This is a genomic window from Cereibacter sphaeroides 2.4.1, assembly GCF_000012905.2.
GTDB classification, from domain to species: domain Bacteria; phylum Pseudomonadota; class Alphaproteobacteria; order Rhodobacterales; family Rhodobacteraceae; genus Cereibacter_A; species Cereibacter_A sphaeroides.
In genome coordinates this window covers 2,191,354-2,211,467 of the sequence record NC_007493.2, presented here as the reverse complement: position 1 = coordinate 2,211,467, position 20,114 = coordinate 2,191,354, and the positions used below count along the sequence as shown (strand labels likewise).

At 69.8% G+C, this 20,114-nt stretch carries 19 protein-coding genes; 11 read left to right on the top strand and 8 right to left on the bottom strand.

The genetic code is table 11. The features are described 5' to 3' along the window. Positions 1-31 precede the first annotated feature (31 nt). Positions 32-676, top strand: coding sequence for a class II aldolase/adducin family protein (locus RSP_RS10670; protein WP_009566033.1), 645 nt, complete (start codon positions 32-34; stop codon positions 674-676). A gap of 45 nt (positions 677-721) precedes the next feature. Here RSP_RS10670 and RSP_RS10665 read toward each other — a convergent pair whose 3' ends face one another. From RSP_RS10665 to RSP_RS10645, 5 genes are all read right to left on the bottom strand, one after another. Beyond that, positions 722-1,321 (bottom strand): cytochrome b/b6 domain-containing protein, encoded by a 600-nt coding sequence (locus RSP_RS10665; protein WP_011338252.1) that lies wholly within the window; start codon positions 1,319-1,321, stop codon positions 722-724. 3 nt (positions 1,322-1,324) lie between these two features. Next, positions 1,325-1,774 carry a c-type cytochrome gene (locus RSP_RS10660; protein ID WP_009566035.1) on the bottom strand — a complete coding sequence of 150 codons (450 nt, stop codon included), beginning with the start codon at positions 1,772-1,774 and terminating at the stop codon, positions 1,325-1,327. Between the two features lie 219 nt (positions 1,775-1,993). Next, the gene (locus RSP_RS10655) at positions 1,994-3,544 is read right to left on the bottom strand and encodes a phospholipase D-like domain-containing protein (protein WP_011338251.1); all 1,551 of its coding nucleotides are present in this window, start codon (positions 3,542-3,544) and stop codon (positions 1,994-1,996) included. Continuing rightward, positions 3,541-4,263 carry an endonuclease/exonuclease/phosphatase family protein gene (locus RSP_RS10650; protein ID WP_011338250.1) on the bottom strand — a complete coding sequence of 241 codons (723 nt, stop codon included), beginning with the start codon at positions 4,261-4,263 and terminating at the stop codon, positions 3,541-3,543. Before RSP_RS10650 ends, RSP_RS10655 begins: the two co-directional genes overlap by 4 nt. A 104-nt stretch (positions 4,264-4,367) precedes the next feature. After that, positions 4,368-4,700 (bottom strand): phasin family protein, encoded by a 333-nt coding sequence (locus tag RSP_RS10645; protein ID WP_011338249.1) that lies wholly within the window; start codon positions 4,698-4,700, stop codon positions 4,368-4,370. Positions 4,701-4,859: 159 nt separating this feature from the next. Here RSP_RS10645 and RSP_RS10640 point away from each other — a divergent pair, with 159 nt between their 5' ends. After that, positions 4,860-6,377 carry a bifunctional aminoglycoside phosphotransferase/ATP-binding protein gene (locus tag RSP_RS10640; RefSeq protein WP_011338248.1) on the top strand — a complete coding sequence of 506 codons (1,518 nt, stop codon included), beginning with the start codon at positions 4,860-4,862 and terminating at the stop codon, positions 6,375-6,377. 113 nt (positions 6,378-6,490) lie between these two features. Then, positions 6,491-7,681 (top strand): L-2-hydroxyglutarate oxidase, encoded by a 1,191-nt coding sequence (gene lhgO, locus RSP_RS10635; RefSeq protein ID WP_011841454.1) that lies wholly within the window; start codon positions 6,491-6,493, stop codon positions 7,679-7,681. Between the two features lie 127 nt (positions 7,682-7,808). On the opposite strand, the gene RSP_RS10630 is transcribed toward lhgO, so the two are convergent. Together RSP_RS10630 and RSP_RS10625 are read right to left on the bottom strand one after the other, a co-directional pair. Continuing rightward, positions 7,809-8,363, bottom strand: a complete 555-nt coding sequence (locus RSP_RS10630) for a UbiX family flavin prenyltransferase (RefSeq protein ID WP_011338246.1) — start codon at positions 8,361-8,363, stop codon at positions 7,809-7,811. Further along, positions 8,360-9,853 (bottom strand): UbiD family decarboxylase, encoded by a 1,494-nt coding sequence (locus RSP_RS10625; RefSeq protein WP_011338245.1) that lies wholly within the window; start codon positions 9,851-9,853, stop codon positions 8,360-8,362. Before RSP_RS10625 ends, RSP_RS10630 begins: the two co-directional genes overlap by 4 nt. A gap of 124 nt (positions 9,854-9,977) precedes the next feature. Between RSP_RS10625 and ubiT the strand changes: the two genes are divergently transcribed. The 7 genes from ubiT (at position 9,978) to RSP_RS22240 (ending at position 18,276) form a co-directional block, all read left to right on the top strand. Beyond that, the gene (gene ubiT / locus RSP_RS10620) at positions 9,978-10,502 is read left to right on the top strand and encodes a ubiquinone anaerobic biosynthesis accessory factor UbiT (protein ID WP_002720630.1); all 525 of its coding nucleotides are present in this window, start codon (positions 9,978-9,980) and stop codon (positions 10,500-10,502) included. Then, positions 10,502-11,482: a ubiquinone anaerobic biosynthesis protein UbiU gene (gene ubiU / locus RSP_RS10615; RefSeq protein WP_011338244.1), complete on the top strand. Its 981-nt coding sequence runs from the start codon at positions 10,502-10,504 to the stop codon at positions 11,480-11,482. Before ubiT ends, ubiU begins: the two co-directional genes overlap by 1 nt. Before the next feature lie 4 nt (positions 11,483-11,486). Continuing rightward, on the top strand, positions 11,487-12,383 hold the full coding sequence (ubiV, locus tag RSP_RS10610; RefSeq protein WP_002720628.1) for a ubiquinone anaerobic biosynthesis protein UbiV: 897 nt from the start codon (positions 11,487-11,489) through the stop codon (positions 12,381-12,383). A 130-nt stretch (positions 12,384-12,513) separates the two neighbouring features. Continuing rightward, positions 12,514-13,401, top strand: coding sequence for a cation diffusion facilitator family transporter (locus tag RSP_RS10605; protein ID WP_011338243.1), 888 nt, complete (start codon positions 12,514-12,516; stop codon positions 13,399-13,401). A 438-nt stretch (positions 13,402-13,839) separates the two neighbouring features. Then, positions 13,840-14,793: an efflux RND transporter periplasmic adaptor subunit gene (locus tag RSP_RS10600; RefSeq protein ID WP_011338241.1), complete on the top strand. Its 954-nt coding sequence runs from the start codon at positions 13,840-13,842 to the stop codon at positions 14,791-14,793. After that, positions 14,786-17,977, top strand: a complete 3,192-nt coding sequence (locus RSP_RS10595) for an efflux RND transporter permease subunit (protein ID WP_011338240.1) — start codon at positions 14,786-14,788, stop codon at positions 17,975-17,977. Before RSP_RS10600 ends, RSP_RS10595 begins: the two co-directional genes overlap by 8 nt. A 140-nt stretch (positions 17,978-18,117) precedes the next feature. Further along, positions 18,118-18,276, top strand: coding sequence for a hypothetical protein (locus RSP_RS22240; protein WP_002720623.1), 159 nt, complete (start codon positions 18,118-18,120; stop codon positions 18,274-18,276). Between the two features lie 44 nt (positions 18,277-18,320). Here the strand turns inward: RSP_RS22240 and RSP_RS10590 are convergent, their stop codons facing one another. Next, positions 18,321-19,403 (bottom strand): DUF475 domain-containing protein, encoded by a 1,083-nt coding sequence (locus RSP_RS10590; RefSeq protein ID WP_011338239.1) that lies wholly within the window; start codon positions 19,401-19,403, stop codon positions 18,321-18,323. Between the two features lie 293 nt (positions 19,404-19,696). Between RSP_RS10590 and RSP_RS10585 the strand changes: the two genes are divergently transcribed. After that, positions 19,697-20,113 (top strand): antitoxin Xre/MbcA/ParS toxin-binding domain-containing protein, encoded by a 417-nt coding sequence (locus RSP_RS10585; RefSeq protein ID WP_002720621.1) that lies wholly within the window; start codon positions 19,697-19,699, stop codon positions 20,111-20,113. The last annotated feature ends 1 nt before the right edge of the window (position 20,114 follow it).

Genomic DNA, 20,114 nt, shown 5'->3' with positions numbered 1-20,114 from the left:
TAGGCCTGCGCCCGGGATGCAGGAGGCTGTCATGGACGCGGACGAACGGACGAAGCGCGAGGCGATCATCGCGGCCTGCCTCGAGATGAACCGCTCGGGGCTCAATCAGGGCACCTCGGGCAATATCTCGGTGCGGCATGGCGAGGGACTGCTCATCACCCCCACCGCCATCGCCTACGAGAAGCTCGCGCCCGAGGACATCGTCTTTCTCGCCATGGACGGGACGGCCACCGGCCGCCACCGGCCCTCGAGCGAATGGCGCTTCCACCGCGACATCCTCGCGGCCCGGCCCGAGGCGCAGGCGGTGGTGCATGCACATCCGCTGGCCTGCACCACGCTCGCCATCCTCAATCGCGAGATCCCGGCCATTCACTACATGATCGCCGCGGCGGGCGGGCCGACGATCCGGGTGGCGCCCTATGCCATCTACGGCTCGGAAGAGCTGTCGCATCATGCGGTGGCGGCGCTGGACGGGCGGCTGGCCTGTCTCCTCGAGCATCACGGCATGATCGCCATCGGCCCGTCGCTGGCGCGTACGCTCTGGACGGCGGTCGAGGTCGAGACGCTGGCCCGGCAGTATCTGGGCTGCCTGCAACTGGGCGAGGTGCGGATCCTGTCGGAGGCGCAGATCGCGGCGGTGATCGAGAAATTCTCGGGCTACGGGCTGCAGGTCTGAGGCCCGGGGCGCGGGAGGGGCGCCCCGAAAGGCGCCCTTCAGCGGTCAACCGCGGCGGACGGTCTTGCGGCCGGTCAGCATCGGCCGGATCAGATCCTCGTGCTTCCAGAGCTTGTAGAAGGCGATGGCGCCGAGATGGAGCGCCACGAGGGCGAGCGTCAGGTTGCCCAGCAGCTCGTGCCAGCCGGGCGCGCTTCCCGAGACCCAGGAGGGCACCGAGGCGGCCAGCGGCCCCACATTCACGAAATCGTCCGGGTCGGCCACGAGCCCCGTCAGCGCCTGCAGCGCGAGCACCGCGATGAGCACGACGATGAAGAGCCCGCCCAGCGGGTTGTGCCCCCGCCAGTAGGAGGGGCGCGGCCGCCAGGCCTCCGCCGCATAGGCGAGGATCTCGCGCGGGCGGTAGACGAAGCTCGAGAAGCGGGCAGGGCGCGGCCCCACCAGCGCCCAGAGCAGGCGGAAGGCGAGCAGCCCGATCACCGCATATCCCGCGTAGAAATGCAGCGTCATGATGTCCGGGCCGAACTTGCCGAGGCCCCAGGCCAGAACGACCGTGGCGGCCAGTGCCCAGTGGAAGAGCCGCAGGAGCGGGTCCCAGATGCGGACGGTCTCGACGGCGGGGGAGGGGATGTCCGGGCTGCTCATGGCTTATCTCTTCACCCGGAAGTCGTCGTGGCAGGATTTGCAGGTGCCGCCGACCTTGCCCACGGCGGCGGCCAGCTCCTTCTGGCCCGCGCCGGCCGCAGGTTCGAGGGCCGCCACCGCCTCGAAGAAGGCCATGCCCTTCGCCTGGAAGCCATCTGCATCCTGCCAGATCGCGGCCTTCGCGGCCGTGCCCTTCACATCGTCCGCCGAGGTGCCGGGGGCGTAGAGGTCGGAGGGATCGTATTTGGTCAGGGTCACGAGATCGGACGCATGCGCCTTGGCGGCCGCGGCATCATAGGGCATCTCGCCCTTGGCCATCGCGGCAAGCGGCCCGAATTCGAGAGCCACGAGGGAGAAATAGCCCTTGCGGGCCTCGACCACATGTTCGGCATCGGCAGCCATGGCTGCGGCGGGAAGGGCGGCCATCAGGGTGGCTAGAAGAACTCGTCTCATTGGTCTTTCCTTGCTACAGGCCCGCAACGGGCGGGCGAACGTCACACGGTGACGCCCCCGAAATCCGTCGCGATTAGGCAAGGTTTCAACTGCGGCAGCTTGCCGCACGGCCCTCAGGCGGCTTCCGATTTGCCAGTAATTACAGGCGAAAGCAGACTTATTCTCATCCTCGAATATTTTTGAAGGGAGGGCGGTTCACGACCCCCTCGGACGCCAGCCTCAGAGGTAGCTCTGGATCGGCAGATGCCCCACCACCCAGGAGACGGCCCGCAGCGCGGGGGGCGAGTCCGGCTCGAACCGGGCGAGGGCGGCGCGTCCCTCCTCGGTCACCGACCAGCGCAGCCGGCCCTTCTCGAGCGACAGGCGGTGCGCCTCGTCGGGCGCGCTCTGGCGGTCGAACATCGCCTCGAGCTCGGCAAAGAGATCGGGTTCCTCGAAGAGCACGCCCAGCTCCGTGTTCATGAAGGCCGAGCGCAGGTCGAAGTTCAGCGACCCCACCACCGCCTGCCGCCCGTCGATCAGGAAGACCTTGGTGTGCAGCAGGTCGCGTCGTCCGCAGGGGCGCGGCGGGGGGCCGAATTCGTAGAGCTCCGCCCCGGCCTTCAGGAGCGGCAGCCGGTAGTGGCGATAGGCGCCGTGCACCAGCACCATGTCTGTCACCGACAGGGCATTGGTCATGATCGAGAGCCGCACCCCCCGCTGCGCGAGCTCGGTCAGCAGGTCGCAGCCGTCGTTGCCGGGCACGAAGTAGGGCGTGATGAGCCGCACCTCGCGCTCGGCCGCGCGCAGGAGCGCGGTGATCGCCTCGCCCATCCAGGGCCCCGACCTCTGGCCCATCGCCTTGTCGGGAGGGTCGGCCAGCAGCGTGACCTTGTCGGTCCAGCGCAGGCGCGCGGTCAGAAGCGTCGGCCCGTCGCGCCCGGCCATGGTGCGGCGCAGGAACGAGACCGCCTCGGGCGCCCGGTTGTGGCGCATCATCCGGCGCTGGAAGCTGCGGACATTCACCTTGAACTCGGGCCAGAGCGTCAGGATCGGCAGCGCGAGACCGAGGTTCCAGTAGCTGTCGAAGAGCCCCTCGACCTCGGCCACCACGGGGCCCGCCAGCATCACATCGGCATCGCGCGACATGGCAAGGCCGCTTTCCTCGGCGTCGTAGTAGGTGTCGCCGATGTTGCGCCCGCCCACGATGGCCAGCCGACCGTCGGCAATCCAGGCCTTGTTGTGCATCCGGCGGTTGAAGCGGGACAGGCCCAGCAGCATCTCGAGCGTGCGGCGCAGGACATGGCCTCGATTGCGGATCGGGTTGAAGAGCCGCACCTCGACGTTCGGGTGCTGGTTCAGCGCGAGGAAGGCGCGGTCGAAACCCTGCACATTCACGTCGTCGAGGAGAAGCCGCACCCGCACCCCGCGGTCGGCGGCCGCCAGCAGCTCCTCGATGAGGAGCCAGCCGGTGAGGTCGGTCCGCCAGATGTAATACATCAGGTCGAGCGAGCGCCCGGCCATCCGGGCCGAGAGCGCCCGGGCGGCGTAGGCGTCGGGATTGTCGAGCAGCGCGAGCAGGCCCGAGCGGCCGGGATGGTCGGCCTCGAGCGGGGCGAAGAGCGCATCGAGCTCCGTCTCGGGGCCGGTGCGCGGCAGGGCCGTGGTGACGGCGCCGCGAGCCTGGCGGGCGAAGCGCCGCCACGAGCGCCAGGTGAAGGCCGAGAGACCTGCCACCGCTGCCACCGCGGCCAGAACCCAGGCGAGGACGCCCAGCCAGTCGTCGATCATGATGCGGCCGCGATCCGATCAGGCAGATGCAGGCGCGCCTTGATCGGCAGGTGGTCCGAGGCGCGCCGGGCGAGCGGCGTGTCGTGGGTGCTCACGTCGTGGAGCTGGCCGTGTTTGCAGGTCATCAGGCGGTCGAGGGCAAGGATCGGAAAACGCGAGGGAAAGCTGCGCACCATTACGCCGCCGGTGAAATGGCGCGCGAGATGGCCCATCGCCGCGCCCGTGCCGCGCCACTCGTTCAGATCGCCCATGAGCAGCGTCGGGCGCGGGGTGCTTGCTTCGATCCGCTCGAGGAGATGGCGCGTCTGCGCCGCGCGCGAGGCGGGCAGGAGGCCGAGATGCGCCGCGATCACCCGCAGCGGACGGCCGCGGATCATCATGTCGATCATCAGCGCGCCGCGCGGCTCGAAGCTCGGCAGGACGATCTTCTGCACCTCCTCGACCTCGGCGTCCCGGACCAGAAGCAGATTGCCGTGCCAGCCGTGCGCGCGGCCGCGCCCCTCGACCTTCACCGGCACGAGGCCCGTCTCGTCCTTCAGATGCTCGAGATCGAGGAGCCCCGCACGGTCGCCGAAGCGCCGGTCGGCCTCCTGCAGCGCCACGAGATCGGCGTCGAGTTCGGCGATCACGGCGGCGGTCCGCCGCAGGTCGCGGCGGCGGTCGGTGCCGACGCCCTTGTGGATATTGTAAGAGGCGACGGTGATGTCGGCTGCGGGCATGGCGGTCTCACGAGGCTCCGGTCATCGGCAGAAGATGGGGCCTTTGCAGCCGATGACAAACCCCAAGGCGCGGATCCTTGCGCGCCGCACCGCCCTTCCGCGGCTCAGTCGGTCCGGATCCGGACCGTCCGCTCCAGCGCCTCGCGCCAGATCCCGGCCATCCGGCCAGCCTCCTCGGCATATTGATCCATCGCCCGCTGCACCCATTGCGCGCGCAGATGCGCGAGCTCGGACAGGCTGTGGCAGTGCATCATCTGCTGCTGGGTCTTCACCGTCTCGCAGATCCGGTCGGCCGCGAAATGCGAGACTTCATGGGCGAAGCGCAGCCAGAGCTCGTAGGCGCTGGCGGTGCTGCCCTGGAAGGCCATGCTCACCTGCCGCAAGCCTTCGGCATCGAGCGGGGGGAGGGTGTCCTGCGGTCTCTTCGGAATAGCCATCCTGCGCTCCTCCTCTGAGGGGGCCTGCTCCGGGATCGTGACTGTCGCCCAGCCTTTCACGCGATGCGGGCTGCGTCATTGACTTCAGTCAAGGCGACGGCGCGACGCCTTGACTTGGCTGCGGGCAGGGTCAGGCTCGGGGGCGAAGGGAGACGGCCGATGCAGGACCAGACCGAGGCGGTGCGCTTCCTCTCCGATCCCGCGACCCATGGGGGCGCGCCGGTCGAGCGGGTCGAGACCCATGGCGCCTTCGTCTTTCTCGCCGGATCTCAGGCCTTCAAGATCAAGCGGGCGGTGCGCTACGACTACATGGACCTCTCGACGCTGGCGCTGCGGCACCGGATGCTCGCCCGCGAGTTGGAACTGAATAGGCCCGCCGCGCCCGCGATCTACCGCGATCTGGTGGCGGTGACCCGCGAACCGGAGGGGCTCGCCCTGGGCGGGCCGGGCGAGCCCGTGGAGTGGGTGCTGCGCATGTGGCGCTTTCCGGCCGAGGACGAGCTCTCGGCGGTGGCCGAGCGGGGCGCGCTCGACGACCGGCTGGCCGCGCGGCTCGGCCGGAGCCTTGCCGCCTATCACCGCGCGGCGCCCGTGCGCAGCTCCGACGGCGCGGCCCTCGTGGAGGCGATCCTCGACGAGCTCGGGCGGGTCTTCGCGGGGATGGAGGATGGTCTCGGCGCGGAGCGGATCGCGCGCTTCGGAACGCAGGCGCGGGACATGCTCGCGCGGACGAAGCCCCTTCTGCGGGCGCGGTCGGAGGCGGGCCGCGTGCGGCGGGGCCATGGCGACCTGCATCTGCGCAATCTGGTCCTGATCGAGGGCGAGCCCGTGCCGTTCGACGCGCTCGAGTTCGACGAGACGCTCGGCACCTGCGACATCCTCTACGATCTGGCGTTCCTCCTGATGGATCTCGACCACCGCGGCCTGACACGCGCGGCGGGGATCGCGCTCGCGGCCTGGCTCTTCGAGATGCGGGGCGACGAGGACGGAGGGCTGGCCGCGCTGCCGCTGTTTCTCGCCGTCCGCGCGGCGATCCGGGGCATGGTGCTGGTGCAGACCGATGCCGCGCGCGGCGCGCCGGGTCACAGCGATGCGGAGGCGCGAGGCCTGCTCGACGAGGCGCTCCGGGCGCTCTCGCCGCCGCCGCCGCGGCTCCTGGCCATCGGCGGCGTCTCGGGCAGCGGCAAGACGGTGCTGGCGGCAGCGCTCGCGCCGCGGCTCGGGCTGCCGCCCGGGGCGATCCACCTGCGCTCGGATCTGGAGCGGAAGTCGCGGGCCGGGGTTCCGACCGACCGCCGCCTCGGCGGCGCGGCTTACGGCGAGGACGCGCGTCATGCGGTCTACGGGCAGATGCTGGCGCGTGCCGGAGCGATCCTCGCCGCGGGCTGGCCGGTGATCCTCGATGCGACCTTTCTCGATCCGGCGGACCGGGCGGCGGCGCGGGCGCTGGCCGCCGAGCGGGGCGTGCCGCTCGAGGGCCTGTGGCTGGAGGCGCCGCCCGATCTGCTCGTCGCCCGCGTTTCAACGCGCCGGAGCGATGCCTCGGATGCGGACGAGGCCGTGGTGCGGGCGCAGCTTGCCCGCCAGCCCCGCGCCGGGGATTGGCGGACGCTCGACACCGGCCGGCCGCCGGAGGAGGTGGCGCACAGCGCCTGCCGCGCCCTCGGCCTCGACTGAGCCTCATCCTCCCGGATGAATTTCCGTCCTCGCGCGGCGCGGTGCGCATCGGGCCTTGTGCGCAGGGGGCAACCTGCGCTGAAATGGGAATCGTCCATTTCGGAGACAGTCATTTGACCAGCAGCGATTTTGTCATCACCGGCGGCGGCATCGTGGGCCTCGCCACCGCCCTCCGCCTTCAGTCCCTCCATCCCGGCGCGCGGATCTCGGTGCTCGAGAAGGAGCCCGCCGTGGCCCGCCACCAGTCGGGCCGCAACTCGGGCGTGATCCATGCCGGCGTCTATTATGCGCCGGGCAGCCACAAGGCCCGCTTCTGCGCCCGCGGCGTCTCCTCGACCCGCGCGTTCTGCGACGAGCACGGCATTCCCTACCGCATCTGCGGCAAGCTGATCGTGGCCACCGACGCGGCCGAACTCGAGCGGATGGGCACGCTCGAGACGCGCGCGCGGGCCAACGGCATCGTCATCGAGCGGCTCTCGGGCGAGGAGGCGCGGCGGCTCGAACCCAACATCAAGGCGGTCGGCGCGCTTCTGTCGCCCACGACCGGCATCGTCGATTACGGCCGCGTGGCCGAGCGCATGGCCGAGCTCTTCCGCGACCGGGGCGGCGAGATCCGGCTCGACACCGAAGTGACGGGCGGGGCCGAGAGCGAGGCGGGCGTGCGGCTCGAGACGACGGCGGGCGAGATCTCGGCCGGCAAGGCGGTGTTCTGCGGCGGCCTTCACGCCGACCGGCTGGCGCGGGCCTTCGGGGCGAGCCTCGATTTCCGCATCGTGCCCTTCCGCGGCGAATATTTCGCGATCAAGAACCAGCCCGAGGATCTGGTGCAGCATCTGATCTACCCGGTGCCCGATCCGGCGCGGCCCTTCCTCGGCGTCCATCTCACGCGCAAGATGAACGGGGGCTTCACCGTCGGGCCGAATGCCGTGCTCGCCATGGCGCGCGAGGGCTACACGAACGGCATCATCTCGGTGAAGGATCTGGCCGACAGCCTGAGCTACAGGGGCTTCTGGAAGCTCATGCGGCGCAATGCGGGCGCTGCGGCGGAGGAATTGTCCGCCTCGCTCGTCCGCCAGCTCTACCTCCGCAAGGTGCACAAATACTGCGACCGGATCCGGCTGCAGGATCTCGCGCCCTACCGGGCGGGGGTGCGGGCGCAGGCGGTGGGGGCGGACGGTCGCATGATCGACGATTTCGTCTTCGTGCGCACGCGCCACGCCCTCCATGTCTGCAACGCGCCCTCGCCGGCCGCGACCTCGGCCCTGCCCATCGCCGAGCATATCGTGGACGAACTGCTCGCCTGAAGCCCGAGGGGCCCGGTTCGCCGGGCCCTGCGCCCGGCACCGAAGGGATGTGCCTGCCGTCGCGGGGCGGTGTGAGGACCCGGACGTCCCCGGCTTGTCCCGGTCCCCGGGATCGGACGCCGAGAGGCTATTCCCAGGCCTGCGCCTGCGGGCGGCCGAGGCCCAGAAGGTCCACCGCGCGGGCCGCGATCTGCTCGACGGCGGCCGCAAGGCTCTCGGGGCGGAGGTAGAAGGCGGGCACCGGCGGCGCCACGATCCCGCCCATCTCGGTGACGGCCGTCATGTTGCGCAGGTGCGCGAGCGTCAGCGGGCTTTCGCGCGCGAGGAGCACGAGCCGCCGCCGCTCCTTCAGCTGCACCGAAGCCGCGCGGGTCAGGAGGTTGTCGTCGAGCCCGTGGGCGATGGCCGCAAGCGAGCGCATCGAGCAGGGGGCCACGATCATCCCCGCCACGGGCGCCGAGCCCGAGGCGATGGCCGCGCCCACATTCATGATGGCGTGAACCCGCGTCGCCTGCGCGCGGAGCGCGTCGGCCGCCTCGAGGCCGATCTCCTCGACCAGCGTCCGCTCGCCCGCCTTCGAGATCACGAGGTCGATCTCGGCCCCCAGAGCCGACAGGTGCCGCGCACAGGCGGCGGCCAGCGCCGCGCCCGATGCGCCCGAGACGCCGAGGACGACCCTCATGCTCCGATCCTCAGCTTCGCGATCAGCCGGTCGGCGAAGGCTTCGGCCTCGGGCGACTGCGTCATGACCTCGCCCCATTCGCGATGGGTCTCGGGGCCGATCTTGTTGGTGGCGTCGATCCCGATCTTGCCGGCAAGGCCGGGCTCGGGCGAGGCGAAGTCGAGGTAATCCATCGGCGTCTTCTCGAGCAGCACCACGTCGCGCGACGGGTCCATCCGGGTCGCCATCGCCCAGGCCACATCGTCCCAGTCGCGCGGGTTGATGTCCTCATCCACCACGATCACCATCTTGGTGTAGGAGAATTGCGCCAGCATCCCCCAGAGCGCCATCATCACCCGCCGCGCCTGACCGGGATAGCGCTTGTCGATCGAGACGATGGCGATGCGGTAGGAGCAGGCGGCGGGGGGCAGGTAGAGATCCTTCACCTCGGGGATCTGCTGGCGGAAGACCGGCATGGCGAGATCGTTGAAGACCTCGCCGATGACCGAGGGCTCGTCCGGCGGGCGGCCCGTGTGGGTGGTGAGGTAAAGCGGATCCTTGCGGTGGGTGATGGCCGAGACCCGCAGCACGGGAAAATCCTCGACCGAATTGTAATAGCCGGTGTGGTCGCCGAAGGGGCCCTCGGGCGCCATGTCGCCGGGGTGGACCCAGCCCTCGACCACGATCTCGGCGGTGGCGGGCACCATCAGCGGCACGGTGCGGCCCGCCACCAGCGGCGTCCGCGCGCCCCGGAGCACGCCCGAGAAGGTCAGCTCGGACACCTGCTCAGGGAGGGGCAGCGCCGCGGCCAGAAGGAGCGCCGGATCGCAGCCGAGCGCCAGCGCCACCGGCATCGGCTCGCCCGCACGCATCCAGCTGCGGCAGTGCCCGGCGCCGCCGCGATGGGCGAGCCAGCGCATGATGAGCCGGTCGCGCCCGATCACCTGCGCGCGGTAGACGCCGGCATTGTAGTGCAGCGTCTCTTCGGCGGAGGTGCCGTGCGGCCGCGTCAGCACGACGGGCCATGTCACCAGAGGGCCCGCATCGCCCGGCCAGCAGGTGGGCACCGGGATCATGCCGAGATCGACCGCGGCACCCTCGTGGACCACCTCCTGCGCCTCGGCCGACCGCACGATCTTCGCGCGCGTGTTCAGCGCGGCCTGAAGCTGCGGCCAGCGCGAGAGCGCGTCGCGCATCCCCGCCACCGGAGCAGGGGCTCGCAGGGCGGCGAGGAAGGCGCCGAGCTCGGGGATCTGCTCGAGCCCGAGGCCGAGACCCGCCGCCACCCGCTCGCGCGTGCCGAAGAGGTTGGCCACGAGCGGCATGGTGGCCGAGGTGTCGCGCAGGCTCTCGAACCGCAGCACGGGGCCGCCGCCGCGCAGGATCTTCGAGGCCACGGCTGTGGTTTCATGCCGCAGCGAGACCGGCTCGGCGATCCGGGAGAGGTCGCCCTTTCGGGCGCACCAGTCGAGAAAGGCCCGGAGATCCGGGAAGATGGGCAGGCTGCGCATGAAACCTCACATGTCTGGCCTCGGGGCCTAGCAGCCGAGCCGGGTCAATGGCTTGACCTACATCAATATGGTCCTGCGGCATGGATGTTAGAGCGGACCCCGATCCGATCGGAACAGGTGTGCCATGACCAGTCTGCCCACGCTCGCCCCGCCGCTTTCGCGGCTGGTGGGGCTTTTGCCGAAGCCGCCGGCCTCCGTCGCGCTGACGCTGCTCGCCCGCCGCATCGCCGCCCGCCACCCCGAGATCGTCGGAAGGCTGGGCACGCATGTGAATGCGAGCTTTGCGCTCGACCCGACCGACCTGCCGGTGGTGATGATCCTCACCCTGCCTGCGGGACAGCCACGCATCCGGCTGCAGAAGGACGCCTCGGGCGCCGATTGCCGCATCGCGGGCAAGCTCTCGGCGCTGCTCGCGCTGGTGCACGGGGCGGTGGACGGAGACGCGCTCTTCTTCTCGCGTGATCTCGTGATCGCGGGCGACACGGCGGCGGCGCTGGCGCTGCGCAACGCCATCGACAATGCCGAACTCGACCTGCTGGAGGAGATCCAGCATGTGGCGCCGCCGCTTGCGCGCGCCCTGGCCCCCATCGCGGCCGCCCTTGAACGTCAAACCGGCGTGGCCCTGCGCCGCGCCTCGGGAGTGATCTGATGGAACTCGTCTGCCCTGCCGGCACCCCTGCCGCGCTGCGCGCCGCCGTGGAAGCCGGTGCCCATTCCGTCTATTGCGGCTTTGCCGACGAGACGAATGCCCGCAACTTCCCCGGCCTGAACTTCTCGCCGAAGGAACTGGCCGAGGGCGTGGCCTTCGCCCACAAGCATGGCGCGCATGTTCTGGTCGCGATCAACACCTTTCCGCGGGCGGGAGACGAGTCGCTCTGGCATCGCAACATCGCCGCAGCCGAAGCCGCGGGCGCAGATGCGGTGATCCTCGCCGACATGGGGCTTCTGGCCTATGCCGCGAAGAACCATCTGAACCTGCGGCGGCACCTCTCGGTGCAGGCGGCGGCAGCCAACCCGGATGTCATCAACTTCTACAGCCGCGAGTTCGGCGTGAAGCGCGTGGTGCTGCCGCGTGTGCTGACCGTGGCCGAGATCGCCGCGATCAACAAGGAGACGCCCGAGGTCGAGACCGAGGTCTTCGTCTTCGGCGGTCTCTGCGTCATGGCCGAGGGGCGCTGCTCGCTCTCGTCCTATGCCACCGGCAAGTCGCCCAACATGAACGGCGTCTGCTCGCCCGCGACCGAGGTGCAATATGTCGAGGAGGGCGACGAGCTCGCCGCGCGCCTCGGCGAGTTCACCATCCACCGCGTGGGCAAGGATCAGCCCGCGCCCTATCCGACGCTCTGCAAGGGCTGCTTCACCTCGGGCGATCAGGTGGGCCACATCTTCGAGGATGCGGTCAGCCTCAACGCGCAGGACATCCTGCCCCAGCTCGCCAAGGCGGGCGTCACCGCGCTGAAGATCGAGGGGCGGCAGCGCTCGCGGTCCTATGTCGCGCAGGTGGTGCGCAGCTTCCGCGCCGCCGTCGATGCGCTGGCCGCGGGCCAGCCCATGCCGCAGGGGGCGCTGGCCGCCCTCTCGGAGGGGCAGGCGACCACGACGGGCGCCTATGCCAAGACCTGGAGATAAGGCCATGGATCTCACACTCGGACCGAACCTCTTCTTCTGGGAAGCCGAACGCGTGCGCGACTTCTACGCGCGGATCGCCGACGAGGCGCCCGTTGCCCGCGTCGTGCTGGGCGAGGTCGTCTGCTCGAAGCGGCTGCCCTTCTGGCAGGGCGAGATCCCGGTCGCGGTCGAGCGGCTGCGCGCGGCGGGCAAGGAGGTCTGGCTCTCGTCGCTGGCCCTCGTCACGCTGAAGCGCGAGCGGTCCTTGACCGAAGAGCTGATCGACGCGGGCGCGGGTATCGAGATCGCCGACCTGACGGCGCTGGCCTACATTCCAGAGGGCGCGGCCTTCTCGGTCAGCCCGCTCATCAACTGCTACAACGTGGGCACGCTCGACTGGCTCGCCTCGCGCGGGGCCAGGCGCATCTGTCTGCCGAACGAGCTGCCGATGGAGTCGGTCGAAACCCTCGCGCGGGCCGGCAAGGAGCGGGGCGTGGCGGTCGAGGTCTGGGGCTTCGGTCGCCAGCCGCTGGCGATCTCGGGGCGCTGCTACCATGCGCGGCTGCACGACCGGATCAAGGACAGCTGCCAGTTCATCTGCAACGCAGACCCCGACGGGCGCGAAGTGGACACGCTCGATGGCGAGCGGTTCCTCGCGGTGAACGGGGTGCAGACACTCTCCTGCGCGACCTCCTTCGCGGGCCGCGAGATCCCCGATCTGCTGGCGGCCGGCGTCTCGGCGCTGCGCCTCTCGCCCCACACCGGCGACATGGTGGCGCTTGCCCGGGCCTTTGACGCCGCCATCGCGGCAGGGGGGGCGACGGAGGATCTCGAGGCCGCGGCGCGGGCCGTGGCGCCGGGGGGGCAGCTGGCCAACGGCTATCTGCATGCCCGCGCGGGCGCCGAATGGATAGACGCCTGAGATTGCGAGACATTCTCAAGTCAAATCAGGTGCTTGCCTGATCTGCCCGAATCCTGCTAGAGCGGCCGCCTCGAAAAGGCGGCCGCGTTCGTTCAGGCTGTCGCGCCCTTCAGCCCTCCGGAGCCGGCCCATGTCCCAGACCCTCAAGCTCGCGGTGGGAAGTCTGATCGTCGGGGTGGTCGTGCTCGGCCTCAAGGCGCTGGCCTGGTGGATGACGGGCTCGATCGCGCTCCTGTCGGATGCGATGGAGAGCATCGTGAACGTGGCTGCGGCGGGCGTGGCGCTGGTGGCGATCCGGGTGGCGGCCATTCCGGCCGATGCCAACCATCCCTACGGCCATCACAAGGCCGAGTTCCTGAGTGCGGTGCTCGAAGGGGCCATGATCATCGTGGCGGCGCTCCTGATCCTGCGCGAGGCGACGCTCGGGTTTCTCGATCCGAAGCCGCTGGTCGCGCCTGTCGAGGGGCTTCTGGTGAATGGCTCGGCCACCCTCCTCAATGCCTTCTGGAGCTGGATCCTGATCTCGCGTGGGCGGCGGCTGCGCTCGCCTGCCCTGATGGCCGACGGGCGGCACCTGCTGGCCGACGTGGTCTCGTCGATCGGGGTGACCGTGGGTGTGCTGGCTGCGATCTTCACGGGCTGGCCGTGGCTCGATCCGGCGCTGGCGGCTCTGGTGGCGGTCAACGTCCTCTGGTCGGGCTGGGTGGTCGTCTCCTCCTCGGTGAGCGGGCTGATGGACGAATCCGTCTCGGACGAGGTGCTGGTGCGCGTGCGCGAGGTGATCTCGCAGGAGGCGGTGGGGGCGGTCGAGGCGCATGACCTGCGGACCCGTCACGCGGGGCAGGCGACCTTCATCGACTTCCACCTCGTGGTGACGGGCGAGACCACGGTCGCTGCGGCGCACGACATCTGCGACCGGATCGAAAGCGCCCTGCACCGGCTGATCCCGCACAGCCGCGTGAGCATCCATGTCGAGCCCGAGCACAAGGCCAAGCACAACGGCATTGTGGTGCTCTGAGATCGCCGTGCGCGGCGCCGGCAGTTTGCCCTCACGTCAAGCGAGGGCTTCGGGGCACGGGGCTACCGCCGGCGCTGGGTCTTGGCCGCGGACATGGGGCAGGGCGGCCGGGAATGCCTTCCGCGAAGCCGGGTGAAGGCCGCTCCCTGCGCCTCGACGGAGATGCACTTCGGGCCTTTCGGTCTCGTGAAGGGGCGCGTCTGTCCGATCCCATGCAACTTGGCGGCCTTCCGGAGGAGGCTCAGGTCAGCGGCCCCCGCGCTTCCTTGAGGGATGCGCAGGCGCGTCTGTCCGATCCCGTCGGATGTGGCGGCCATCGTGAGCGCGCGCGAGAATCCGGCCGCGTCAAGGCCGGTGCGGCTTGAATGGAGGCCTCGAGTATTATATTCGTCAAATCGAATATAACCGCCGCCTCTGGCCTCGCCCCGGACATTCGTCATGACACGCCTGATCCTTGCGGCCCTGCTGTCGCTCCTGCCCCTGCAGCTTCTGGCCGAGCCCCTGCGGCCGGTGACGGTGACCGAGTGGAAATCCGTCTACGGACGGATCGAGGCGCGCGACCGGATCCCGGCGCGGGCGAGGCTCGGCGGCACGCTCGTCCGCCTGTCAGTCACCGAGGGGGACCGGGTCGAGGCGGGGCAGCTCCTGGCCGAGGTGGTGGACGAGAAGATCGGCTTCCAGCTTGCCGCGATCGATGCCGAGGGCGCGGCGCTCGAGGCGGAACTGGCCAATGCCCGCACCGAACTGGGCCGGGTCGAGGATCTGCTCGCCCGCGGCGTCTCGACCTCGCAGCAGTCGGATGCGCTGCGCACGCAAGTGCAGGTGCTCACGGGCAGGATTGCGGCCAACGCGGCCCAGCGGAAGGTGCTGGAGCAGCAGGCGGCCGAGGGCCGGGTGCTGGCGCCCATCGCGGGGCTCGTGCTCGACGTGCCGGTGGCGGCGGGGGCGGTGGTGCTGGCGGGCGAGGCGGTGGCCACCGTGGGCGGCGGCGGCTTCTTCCTGCGCCTCGCGGTGCCCGAGCGCCATGCGGGTGCGCTGAAGGAGGGCGACGGGATCGTGATCGAGGGAGCCGAGGGTCCGCAGGACGGCCGCCTCGCCCGGATCTATCCGCAGATCGAGAATGGGCGCGTGATCGCCGATGTGGATGTGCCGGGCCTGTCCGAGCGGTTCGTCGATGCCCGGGTGCTGGTGCGGCTGCCGGTGGGCGAACGCGAGGCGCTTCTGGTGCCCGAGGCGGCGGTCCTGCGCCGCGCGGGTCTCGACTTCGTCGCGGTCGAAGGGTCGGGCGGTCCGGTCGAGCGGACCGTGGTGCTGGGCCAGCGCCAGGACGGGATGGTCGAAATCCTCTCGGGTCTCGAGCCGGGCGACGTGCCGGTGGCCGTCCATGAGTGACCGCCGCCCCGGGCTCGGCCTCGCCGGCCATCTCACCCGCTCGTTCATCGGCTCGTCGCTGACGCCGCTCTTCATCCTCGCGGCGCTGGCGGTGGGGCTGGTCGCGCTCTTCTCGCTCCCGCGCGAGGAAGAGCCGCAGATCTCGGTGCCGATGGTCGATATCCATGTCCAGGCGCCGGGCCTGCGCGCCGAAGATGCGGTCAAGCTCGTGACCGAACCGCTCGAGACCATCGTCAAGGCCATCGACGGGGTCGAGCACGTCTATTCGCAGACCTCGGACGATCGGGCGATGGTCACGGCCCGCTTCGTCGTGGGCACCTCCTCCGATGCGGCGGTGCTGCGGGTCCATGACAGGGTGCGGGCCAACCTGGACCGCATCCCGAAGGGCATCGCCGAGCCGCAGATCGTCGGCCGCGGCATCGACGATGTGGCGATCCTGTCCCTGACCCTCGTGCCGACCGTTCCGGGGGTGACGGCCAACGACCTCACGCGCGTGGCGCGCGAGCTGCGCACCGAGGTCGCCAAGGTCGAGGACGTGGGCCTCACCTATCTCGTGGGCGAGACGCCCGAGGCGATCCGCGTGGCCCCCGATCCCGAAAAGCTCGCGCTCTTCGGCGTGACGCTCCAGAGCCTTGCCGCGAAGGTGGGTGGCGCGAACGAGGCGCAGGATGCGGGCCTTCTGCGGCAGGAGGGCGGGCAGGTCGCGCTGATCGCGGGCCGGACGCTCACGACGCCCGCAGAGATCGCGAACCTTCTGCTCACCACGCGCGACGGGCGGCCGGTCTATGTGGGCGACGTGGCCGAGGTGGGGGTGGTCTCGGACATGACCGAGGCGCTGGTCGCCAACGTCACGCGGGCCGAGGATGGCACGATCCTCAGGACCCCCGCCGTCACGCTCGCCGTGGCCAAGCGCGCGGGCGCCAATGCGGTGGTGGTGGGCGAGGCGGTGCTGCACCGGATCGAGGCGCTGGAAGGCAGCCTCATCCCCGACAGCATGGCCGTTACCGTCACCCGCGATTACGGCGAGACGGCGAATGAGAAGGCCAACGAGCTTCTGTTCCACCTCGGGCTCGCCACGATCTCGATCATCGCGCTGGTCTGGGTCGCCATCGGCTGGCGCGAGGCCATGGTGGTGGCCATCGTGATCCCGGTCACGATCCTCCTCACGCTCGCCGCCGCCTGGCTCATGGGCTACACGCTGAACCGGGTGTCGCTCTTCGCGCTGATCTTCTCGATAGGGATCCTCGTCGACGATGCCATCGTGGTGATCGAGAACATCGCCCGCCACTGGGGCATGGAGCGGACGAAGCCGCGGGCCGAGGCGGCCGTCGAGGCGGTGGCCGAGGTAGGCAACCCCACCATCGTGGCCACCCTGACCGTCGTGGCGGCGCTGCTGCCCATGCTGTTCGTTTCCGGGCTGATGGGGCCCTACATGAGCCCGATCCCGGCCAATGCCTCGGCCGCGATGATCTTCTCGTTCTTCGTGGCCGTCATCATCACGCCCTGGCTCATGCTGAAGATCGCGGGGCGGGCGCCGCTCCATGGCGAAGACCATGCCGCGCCCGGCGGGCGGCTCGGGCGGCTTTATGCGGCGGTAGCGCGGCCGGTGCTGAGGACGAAGGGCAGGGCGCTCCTCTTCCTCCTCGTCACGGTGGTCGTCTCCTTCGGCTCGATGGGGCTTCTCTACACCCAGCATGTGACGGTGAAGCTCCTGCCCTTCGACAACAAGTCCGAGCTCGCTGTGGTGATCGACCTGCCCGAGGGCGCGTCGGTCGAGGCCACCGACCGGGTGGCGCAGGACGCGGCGCGGGCGGTGCTGGCGCTGCCGGAGGTGATCTCGGTCCAGACCCATGCCGGCGCGGCGGCGCCCTTCAACTTCAACGGGCTGGTGCGGCACTACTATCTGCGCGGTCGGCCGCACGAGGGCGACCTGCAGGTCAATCTCGCGCCCAAGGCCGCGCGGGACCGCGAGAGCCACGAGATCGCGCTCGAGATCCGCGAGCGGCTGAAGGCGATCCCGCGCCCCGAGGGGACGGTGCTGAAGACGGTGGAGCCGCCGCCCGGTCCGCCGGTGATCGCGACGCTTCTGGCCGAGGTCTACGGTCCCACGCCCGAGGCGCGGCGCGAAGCGGCCAGCCGCATCCGCGACGCCTTCGAGAGCGTGCCCTTCGTGGTCGATGTGGACGACAGCTTCGGGACCCCGCCCGCGCGGCTGCGCGCGACCATCGAGCCCGACGATCTCGAATTCTTCTCGGTGCAGGAGGCGGATGTGTTCGACACGATCCAGCTTCTGAACGGCGAGAGCGTGGTGGGCTATTCGCACCGCGGCGAGGGGCGGCATCCGATCCCGATCGTGCTCGCCCGGCCCAAGGGAGACCGGGTGCTCGACGAGCGGTTCCTGTCGACGCCGATCCCGGCGGATCTGCTGCCCGGCGCGCGCGGGGTCGTGGAGCTGGGCGATGTGGTGCGGGTGACGGAGGAGCGTGCGTCATGGCCGATCTTCCGCCACAACGGCCGCGCCGCCGAGATGGTCACGGCCGAGCTCGCGGGCGATTTCGAGGCGCCGCTCTACGGGATGCTGGCGGTGGATCGCGCGCTCGAGGCGATGGACTGGCCCGAGGGAACGCAGCCCGAGATCGCGCTCCACGGCCAGCCCGAGGACGAGACGCGGCCCGTCCTGCTCTGGGATGGCGAATGGGAGGTGACCTGGGTCACGTTCCGCGACATGGGCGGGGCCTTCGGCGTGGCGCTTCTGGGGATCTACATCCTCGTGGTGGCGCAGTTCGGCAGCTTCCGCCTGCCGCTGGTGGTGCTGACGCCGGTGCCGCTCACGTTCCTCGGCATCATGCTCGGCCACTGGCTCTTTGCCGCGCCCTTCTCGGCCACCTCGATGATCGGCTTCATCGCGCTGGCGGGGATCATCGTCCGCAACTCGATCCTCCTCGTGGATTTCATCCGCCATGCCGATCCCGCGCGCGACCGGCTCGAGGTGCTGATCGAGGCGGGAGCCATCCGGTTCAAGCCGATCCTGCTGACCGCGCTCGCGGCCATGATCGGAGCCGCGGTGATCCTCGCCGACCCGATCTTTCAGGGGCTCGCCATCTCGCTTCTCTTCGGGCTGATGAGCTCGACCCTGCTCACGGTGCTGGTGATCCCGGCGATCTACAGGGTCTTCCGGACCTGAGCCGGGGGGCATGGGGCGGCGCTCCCGCCCGCCCCCTGAGGCGCGGCGTCGCACCGGGGCCGCCCGTTGATCCGCATCAACGAGCGGTCTTCGCAAACCGACCAGATTTTGAGCAGAGGAAACAGCAGAACGAGCATGTCATGACCGCCCTGACCACCGCTGCCGTCCAGAGCCTGATCGGACTGATCGGCGGCCTGCGCGATGTCCGGCACCCGGCGCCCTGGATGCGCAACCGTGCCAGCGAGGAAGAGCTGGAACGGCTCCGCATCGCCGAGAGCCACATCCCCTATCGGTTCTGAGGGTCAGGACGGGGACGTGCCCGAAGCCGGGCACGTCCGCAGGGTCAGCGCGGGGCCGCCTCGGCCTCGGGCAGCTCTCCGGCATGCTGCCGGTTCCAGCGGATCGAGGACCAGAGCGAGATCCCGATCAGCCCCGCACCGCCGAGCCCGGTGATGACCTCGGGAATGTGGGTCAGCGTCTGGACATACATGATGACCGAGAGGATCAGGATCGCGTAGAAGGCGCCGTGCTCGAGGTAGCGGTATTGCGCCAGCGTCCCGCGCTCGACCAGCATGATGGTCATCGAGCGCACATACATCGCGCCGATCCCGAGGCCGATCGCGATCACGAACAGGTTCTGGCTAAGGGCGAAGGCCCCGATCACCCCGTCGAAGGAGAAGGAGGCGTCGAGCACCTCGAGATAGAGGAAGGCGCCGAACCCGCCCTTGGCCGCCGCGTCGAGCGCCTGCTGGCGATGGTCGAGAAAGCCGCCCAGCACCTCGACGAGGAGGAAGGTGAGCAGCCCGTAGAGCGCGCTGTTGATGAAGACCTGCTGCTCGGCCCCTTCGAGGAGCCGCGAGAAGCCCAGGACCGCGCAGAGCACCACCGCCACCTCGACCCCGCGGATCGAGGAATAGCGGCTGGCCTGTTCCTCGATCCAGCGCACCCAGTGGATGTCCTTCTCCTGGTCGAAGAAGTAGGTCAGGCCGACCATCATCAGGAAGGTGCCGCCGAAGGCCGCAATGGGCGTGTGCGCCTCATGCATGATGCGGGAATATTCCGCGGGCTGGGTGGCCGCGAGCTTCAGTGCCTCCCAGGGGCCGAGGTGCGCCGCGATGACGACGATCAGCAGGGGGAAGATGATCCGCATCCCGAAGACCGCGATGATGATGCCCCAGGTGAGGAAACGGTGCTGCCACTCGGGCGTCATCGTCTTCAGCTTGTTGGCATTCACGATGGCATTGTCGAACGAGAGCGAGATCTCGAGCACCGCCAGCACGCAGCAGATGAAGAAGATCGTGGCGGTGCCTTCGATTGTGCCGGTCGTCTGCCAGCCGAGGAAGCCGCCGAGGGCCAGCCCCACGAGCGTGAAGGCGAAGGCCCAGGTGAAATAGGAGATCGTGCTTTTCCCGGAAGCCGTGGTCATGCGTGCTTCTCCGGACGGAGAAAGCGCACAGAGGCGCCCGCACGGAAGGGGGGAGTGGCTTTGCACATGATGGAGAGTCGCGTCCTGGCGGCCATTGACGCTTTGGGTGCCGACATCGCGAGAGCGCCGCATTCTCTCGCCAGAGGGGCCCGGTCACCAGAATACGCCCCATGCGGAGCTCGCGGAAATATGAGCCTTCCGGGGACGGATGCAAGGGATTCGGACGACGGCTGCCGAAGCCATGCTTGCCAAATGACCGTGAGAGGCATAAATCTTGCCAAAAGGAGACCGTCATGTTCGCCCTCCGCCCGCTGGACAAGACCCCCGCAGATCCCGGCACTCCCCGCATCACCGATGCGGAAGCGGCCGCCATGGCGCGCGCGGTCGTCAATCTTTTCCGCCTCTGGGAGGTCTCGGACCGCGAGGCGGCGATCCTGCTGGGCGAGCTTTCGCCGCGCACCTGGGCGCGCTGGAAGGGCGGTGCTCCGGGGCGGATCTCGCGCGACCAGAAGACGCGGCTGTCGCTTCTGATGGGGATCCACAAGGCGCTCCGGCTGATCTTCCGCGAGCCCGAGCGGGCCTATGGCTGGGTGCGGCGGCCCAACGAAGCCTTCGGAGGGGCGCCCGCGCTACAGGTGATGCTGGGCGGCGAGATCACCGACCTGCTCCGCGTGCGCAATTACCTCGATGCCGAGCGCGGAGGCTGGTGAG